Annotated in this window: 5 protein-coding genes; 2 read left to right on the forward strand and 3 right to left on the reverse strand. The window is 78.2% G+C overall.

Going from position 1 to position 2,815, the window contains the following annotated elements:
- Window positions 1-53: 53 nt before the first annotated feature.
- From M0638_RS27535 to M0638_RS27545, 3 genes are read right to left on the reverse strand one after another with little or no spacing between them, the layout of a single operon-like run.
- Entirely contained in the window at window positions 54-773 is a 720-nt protein-coding gene (locus tag M0638_RS27535) for an SDR family NAD(P)-dependent oxidoreductase (protein WP_248670157.1), read from the reverse strand.
- On the reverse strand, window positions 773-1,768 hold the full coding sequence (locus tag M0638_RS27540) for an NAD(P)/FAD-dependent oxidoreductase (RefSeq protein WP_248670158.1): 996 nt from the start codon (window positions 1,766-1,768) through the stop codon (window positions 773-775). The genes M0638_RS27535 and M0638_RS27540 overlap by 1 nt, the downstream gene beginning before the upstream one ends.
- Window positions 1,765-2,238: a DUF427 domain-containing protein gene (locus tag M0638_RS27545; protein ID WP_248670159.1), complete on the reverse strand. Its 474-nt coding sequence runs from the start codon at window positions 2,236-2,238 to the stop codon at window positions 1,765-1,767. The genes M0638_RS27540 and M0638_RS27545 overlap by 4 nt, the downstream gene beginning before the upstream one ends.
- A gap of 221 nt (window positions 2,239-2,459) precedes the next feature.
- On the opposite strand from M0638_RS27545, the gene M0638_RS29020 reads away from it, so the two are divergent.
- A complete protein-coding gene (locus M0638_RS29020; RefSeq protein ID WP_282572340.1) occupies window positions 2,460-2,591 on the forward strand; it encodes a hypothetical protein in 132 nt (43 codons plus the stop codon).
- Window positions 2,585-2,815 (forward strand): hypothetical protein (locus tag M0638_RS27550; protein ID WP_248670160.1); only part of this gene is annotated, 231 nt, incomplete at its 3' end. The genes M0638_RS29020 and M0638_RS27550, both read left to right, overlap by 7 nt.

Raw genomic sequence — 2,815 nt, forward strand, 5'->3', positions numbered from 1 at the left:
CAGCGCGTTGGCGCGGCGGCTTGGCTCGGCGCGGCCCCGCCGGTGATCCACGCTCAGGGCGGCACCGGCGCACCGTCCCAGGCGAACACGCCCCCGCTGTCCGCGGGCCGCAGCCCGTCGATGACGGCGAGCAGTCGTTCCGCGGCGAAGTCCGGCGTGAACAGCCTGCCCTCGGGCACGCCGCGCTGGAACGGACGGCTCAGCCCGGTGTCCACCGTGCCCGGGTGCAGCCCGACGCAGAGGGCGTCCGGCCGCGTGCGCGCCAGCTCGATGGCGCCGTTGCGCAGCAGCATGTTCAACGCCGCCTTGGCGGCCCGGTAGCCATGCCAGCCGCCGAGGCGGTTGTCGCCGATGCTGCCGACGCGGGCCGAGAGCGCCGCGAACACCGCCCGGCCTTCCGGCAGCAGCGGCAGGAAGTGCTTCATGGCCAGGGCCGGGCCCACCGCGTTGCGCCGGAAGGCCTCCACCAGCCGGTCGGCGTCCAGCGCGCGCCAGCTCTTCTCCGGCGCGGTGCCCAGCCAGCCGGTGGCGACCAGCACGAGGCGCGGCGGGGCGATGGCGGCCACCCGCGCGGCCGCGGCGGCGACGCCGGTCTCGTCGAGCAGGTCGATGCGGCCCGGCAAGGCGCCAGCCACGGGCCGCACGTCGCGGCGGGACAGCGCCACCACCGCCGCGAAGCCGCCATCCGCGACCAGCGCCCGCGTCAGCGCGGCGCCGATGCCGCCGGAGGCGCCGATCACCACGGCGCAGCCATCGGCCGGAAAGCCCCGCATCAGCGGCCGAGCACGCGCGCGGCCAGGGCGCGGCCCGACAGCCAGGCCGCCTCGACGCGCCCGTCCAGGCACCAGTCGCCGCACAGGCCGAGACCCGCCGCGGGATCCCAGAGCGCGGCCTCGCCCAGCGGCCGCTCGGTCAGGGCGTGGCGCCAGCGATGCGCGGCGAGGTGCAGCGGCGCGGCAGCGGCACCGGTGGCGTCGCGGAACAGGGCGAGGAGCAGCGGCGCCACCGCCTGCGGGTCCGCCTCCAGGTGCCGGCGCGACCAGCCTGGCGAGGCGTGCGCCACCCATCGGTCGGAGGCCGCCGGGTCGGCTCCGGGGCGGCTGCCCTCCCTTGCGATCCAGGCGAGCGGCCCCTCGGCGAAGCGCCGCGTGTCGGGCGCCGCGACCGGCGCCTCGAAGGCCAGCATCAGGCTCCAGCACGGTGCCACCTGCACGGGGGCGAGCCGGTCGGCCAGGCCGCCCTGCCCGGCCGCGCGCAGCAGCGGCGCGGCCTGGGCGGGCGGGACGGCCAGCAGCACGTCGTCGAACCGTTCCTGCTCGCCGCGTGCCGCCACCTCGCCGGGGCGCGTCTCGGCGGCGGGCAGGTGGTGCAGAACCCAGCCGGCCGCGTCGCGCCGGAGCAGTCCGACCTGACGCCCGGCGCGCAGCACCGCGCCGCCATCGGCCAGCAGGGCGCGCGGCAGGGCGGACATGGCCGGCACGCCGCACCACCGCTCCGGCCCTGCCGCGTCCCAGGGCGCGGCGTGGCCGGCGGCGCGCAGCCGCTCCAGCAGCGCCAGGAAGCCCGGGTCACGCGCCGTCGCGTACTGGGCGCCGTGGTTGAAGGAGAGGCCACGACCATCCGGCAGCCCGGTGCGCCGGGTGGCGATGCGGCCGCCCGCGGCACGGCCCTTGTCGAACAGCACCGCCTCCAGCCCCGCCGCGGCCAGCGCCCCGGCACAAGCGAGGCCGGCCATGCCGGCGCCGACGATGGCGACGCGCCGCGTCACCAGCCCGCGCTCCCCGGCATGCCCTTGAACGGGCCGATCAGGTTGGCGGTGATCCAGCCGCCGTAGAACCCGCCGGGCTGCGGCCGCACCTGCTCGCCATCGACGAAGCAGGCGTCCACGCGGCCGGCATGGACGGCGAGGTGGTCGCGGAGCGGCGCGAAGGCCGGCGTCGGCGCCGGGTAGCTCCAGGCGGCGGCCTCGGCACGACGATCCCCGACCCGCAGCGTCCAGTACCGGGCACGCCCCTTCCACTCGCAGAGGGAGCCGCCGGGCGCAGGCTCCAGCGCGCAGCCGGAGAAGCTGCCGGGCGGCAGGTAGTAGGCGGGCGGGTAGCTGGTCTCCAGCACGCGCCAGGCCGCGGTGGTCCCGGCGACGGTGCGCCCGGCGAAGTCGATGCGCAGACGCTGCGGCACACGTTCCAGCCGCGGCGGGCGGGGGTAGTCCCAGACGTTCTCGGGTGGCAGGGGCATGGCGCGAAGCTGGGCCTGGGCTGGCGGATGGCAAGCCGCCGGCGCCATCGGCCCGCCTCCCGCGACGGCGGCCTGCCGCAGCCCGGCGCCGATCCGGGCCCCGGCCAGCGGCACGACGGACCGGCACTCGTTCCGCACGGCCTGCCGGCACCCGAGGCGCCTCGTCCGCCGGCGGCGCGCGGCCAGCATGGAGGCTGGCAGTCCGACCGGGGATCCCGACCATGAGCGCGCCCGAGCCGCCGATCTTCCTCGATCTGGAGGCATCGGGCATCACCGGCGGCGGCTACCCCATCGAGGTCGGCCGGGCACGGGCGCGGCTGGATGCGGCCGGCACGGTGGAACTGGAGTGGTGACGCTGCTCGGCCACACCGGGCTGGAACCCTCGGGGCTCAGGCCCGCGCTGGAGGATCTGCCGTCGCTCCTGCCGCGCGACGCCTGGCCGGTGGTCGGGCCGGACAGGGATCAGCGGCCGGCAGCGCTCGATCGGCGGCAGGGTCGGTCCGGCGGCGTGAAGGGCTTCAGCGCCGGGGGGGCGGGCCGCGCTGTAACCCCTCCCCACCGGGCGCATCCCGCGCCC

The organism is Roseomonas acroporae (assembly GCF_023223525.1).
GTDB classification, from domain to species: domain Bacteria; phylum Pseudomonadota; class Alphaproteobacteria; order Acetobacterales; family Acetobacteraceae; genus Roseomonas_E; species Roseomonas_E acroporae.